We start from the raw sequence: 3,065 nt of genomic DNA, 5'->3' as shown, positions 1-3,065 counted from the left end.
GTCGCTAGGCACGCATAAGCAAGCAGTTCATCTATGAATTGCTTGTTTTTTTATGGATAAAAATAGTTAAAAACCACTCTAGCTAGTAGCTAAAGTGGTTTTTGCTGTATATTATGAACGTAATTCAACACGTCGGATTTTACCGGATGTTGTTTTAGGTAGTTCGTCTAAAAATACAACACAGCGTGGATATTTATAAGGAGCTGTTAAAGCTTTAACATGTTCTTGTAGTTCTTTGGCTAAATTATCTGATTGGATAAATCCGTCACGCAGTACGACAAACGCTTTAACGATGTTACCACGAATTTCATCAGGCGCTGCAACAACAGCGCATTCTTGTACAGCAGCATGTTTATTTAAAGCATCTTCTACCTCAAATGGACCAATTGTATAGCCAGAAGAGATAATAATATCATCGCCACGCCCTTCAAACCAAAAGTAGCCATCTTCATCACGATAAGCTTGATCCCCTGTAATATACCAGTCACCACGAAAAGCTGCTTGAGTGCGTTCAGGGTCGCGGTAATACTCTTTAAAGAGTGCTGGTGTAGCACGATGAACAGCAATATCTCCAATTTCACCTACAGCTGTTTCGTTGCCTTCTGAATTAATGATGCATACACGATTGCCAGGTGTAGGGACACCCATTGATCCGGGACGAAGTTCAGTATCCTCGAGGGTACCAACAAGTAAAGTATTTTCAGTTTGACCATAGCCATCACGTACTTTTAAATTAAATAGTTTTTGGAATGTTTCAATGACAGGACGATTTAATGGCTCACCTGCTGATACTGCACTACGTAGGTGTGAGAGATCATAGCTTCCTAAGTCGTCCACTTTAGCCATAATGCGATACTCTGTTGGTGTGCAGCAAAGGACATTGATTTTTTCGTCTTGTAGTAGTGTTAAGTACTTTGTAACATCAAAACCGCCGTGATAAACGAATGCTGTTGCGCCAAGCATAATTGTAGATAGGAAAGGACTCCAAATCCATTTTTGCCAGCCAGGTGCAGCTGTAGCCCATACTAAATCACCTTCACGAACACAAAGCCAACTAGTAGCAGCTGTACGAACATGAGCATAGCCCCAGCTATGTGAGTGTACTGCAGCCTTGGGATTGCCTGTAGTGCCAGAAGTATAAGCTAGGAAAGCCATATCACTACTTTTAGTAGGAGCTGCCTCAAAGCTTGTAGATTGAGTGAGTGCTTGCTCATTTAATGATAGCCAATTAGCTTTTGAATCGCCAATAATTAATTTGATTTTCATAGCTGCAACATCACTATCAATTTTATCAACTTCATCTGTAAATTGATGATAGGATACGATGCCACTCGCATCTGAATGTTCCATACGATATTGTAAATCTTTTGCACGAAGCATTTCAGAGCAAGAAATAGGAACAATACCTGCCTTAAGTGCGCCTAAAAAAATAAAGTAAGCCTCAGGTAAGCGTGGAATGATGACAAGCATACGATCCCCAGCTTGTAGTCCAGCTTGTGTTAAAGCATTTGCATATTGATTCATTTTTTCAACGAGCTGCTTGTATGAAATATTTTGACAATCACCGCTATCATTAAGCCAACGAATCGCATCACGTGTGTCGAGGTGACTAAATTTTTCAACTTCCTGTGTAATATTGTATTGCGCTGGTGCAACTAAATTAATTTCTCCCATAGTAATACCCCCTAGTTCATGTAAGTTACTAACTGTTAGAAAATTCAAACACTATAGATTCGGCTTAATTGTATCAGTACAGTAAAAACTAAGTCAAGGTAAAATGAACATAAAGCAGAAATATTTAAACATTAAGTAAAACTATTTATATATAATATAATGATTAGTTAAATTTATCGAAAAAAATTGAATAAGGGCTTGAATTTTATTAATAGCTTGTTATAATAATATTTGTGCTTGAGATACAGTATTATTCCGAAGTAGCTCAGTGGTAGAGCAATCGGCTGTTAACCGATTGGTCGTAGGTTCGAGTCCTACCTTCGGAGCCATTTTTTTTTGCTTATTTTAAAAAAAGTATTGCAAAAGTAAATAAGCTGAGATATAATAAATCTTGTCTTGTTTAAGAGAAGGCCCCTTGGTCAAGCGGTTAAGACACCGCCCTTTCACGGCGGTAACACGGGTTCGAATCCCGTAGGGGTCACCATTTTTATAGCCTATACTATGAGCGTAGCATTATGGAGAATTAGCTCAGCTGGGAGAGCATCTGCCTTACAAGCAGAGGGTCGGCGGTTCGAGCCCGTCATTCTCCACCATTAACTCATAGTAGCCTGGAGAGGTAGCGAAGTGGCTAAACGCGGCGGACTGTAAATCCGCTCCTTAGGGTTCGGCGGTTCGAATCCGCCCCTCTCCACCAGTTTTATTTAAATGAATGGGGTATAGCCAAGCGGTAAGGCAACGGATTTTGATTCCGTCATGCCCAGGTTCGAATCCTGGTACCCCAGCCATTTTTTATTAAGAGCCATTAGCTCAGTTGGTAGAGCACCTGACTTTTAATCAGGGGGTCGTAGGTTCGAATCCTACATGGCTCACTATTAAAGAACTTTGTCTATTTTAGACAAAGTTCTTTTTTTGTTTTTTTGGGTAGATATAAAGAAAGTGTAAGAAAAATAAATTAGCATAAAAACTTTGGTATAATCGCGGGAAAAATGAAACTTTACTGTCGCGTGACCGTATCATATAGTAGACAGTGCTAAGTTGGAGAGGAAGACACGAATGGATGCGTTATTGAATAAAAGAATAAAACAAGTGCTTAAAGGCGATCAAAACGCATTTGCAGATATCGTGAGCCTCTATCAGAGTAGACTGTATCAAGTGTGCTATCGCATGCTTGGCAATAAGCAGGAGGCTGAAGATATTACGCAAGAAGCGTTTGTTCGTGCCTATATAAACTTGCATACTTTTGATCAAAAGAGAAAGTTTTCGACATGGCTGTATCGCATTGCAACGAACTTATGCATTGATCGAATCCGTAAAAAAAAGCCCGACTATTACTTAGATGCTGAGGTAGCGGGAACAGAAGGGTTAACGATGTATTCACAGGTTGCTACGAA

At 39.7% G+C, this 3,065-nt stretch carries 2 protein-coding genes and 6 tRNA genes; 7 read left to right on the top strand and 1 reads right to left on the bottom strand.

The features are described from left to right. Nucleotides 1-111: 111 nt before the first annotated feature. Entirely contained in the window at nucleotides 112-1,674 is a 1,563-nt protein-coding gene (mbcS, locus tag CH76_RS13105) for an acyl-CoA synthetase MbcS (protein WP_036147242.1), read from the bottom strand. A 254-nt stretch (nucleotides 1,675-1,928) separates the two neighbouring features. Here mbcS and CH76_RS13100 point away from each other — a divergent pair. The 7 genes from CH76_RS13100 to CH76_RS13070 form a co-directional block, all read left to right on the top strand. Continuing rightward, a tRNA-Asn gene (locus CH76_RS13100) sits at nucleotides 1,929-2,003 on the top strand. A gap of 80 nt (nucleotides 2,004-2,083) precedes the next feature. Next, nucleotides 2,084-2,158 (top strand) — tRNA-Glu (locus CH76_RS13095). A gap of 33 nt (nucleotides 2,159-2,191) precedes the next feature. Then, a tRNA-Val gene (locus tag CH76_RS13090) sits at nucleotides 2,192-2,267 on the top strand. Between the two features lie 17 nt (nucleotides 2,268-2,284). Continuing rightward, nucleotides 2,285-2,368, top strand: a tRNA-Tyr gene (locus tag CH76_RS13085). Nucleotides 2,369-2,384: 16 nt separating this feature from the next. Beyond that, nucleotides 2,385-2,459, top strand: a tRNA-Gln gene (locus CH76_RS13080). A gap of 11 nt (nucleotides 2,460-2,470) precedes the next feature. Next, nucleotides 2,471-2,543 (top strand) — tRNA-Lys (locus CH76_RS13075). 184 nt (nucleotides 2,544-2,727) lie between these two features. After that, the coding region (locus tag CH76_RS13070) for a sigma-70 family RNA polymerase sigma factor (RefSeq protein ID WP_036147241.1) at nucleotides 2,728-3,065 on the top strand (338 nt) is incomplete at its 3' end.

This window comes from Lysinibacillus sp. BF-4 (assembly GCF_000743635.1).
Classification (GTDB): domain Bacteria; phylum Bacillota; class Bacilli; order Bacillales_A; family Planococcaceae; genus Metalysinibacillus; species Metalysinibacillus saudimassiliensis.
The sequence above is the reverse complement of the archived record's forward strand: the minus strand, read 5'-3'. Positions and strand labels throughout refer to the sequence as shown.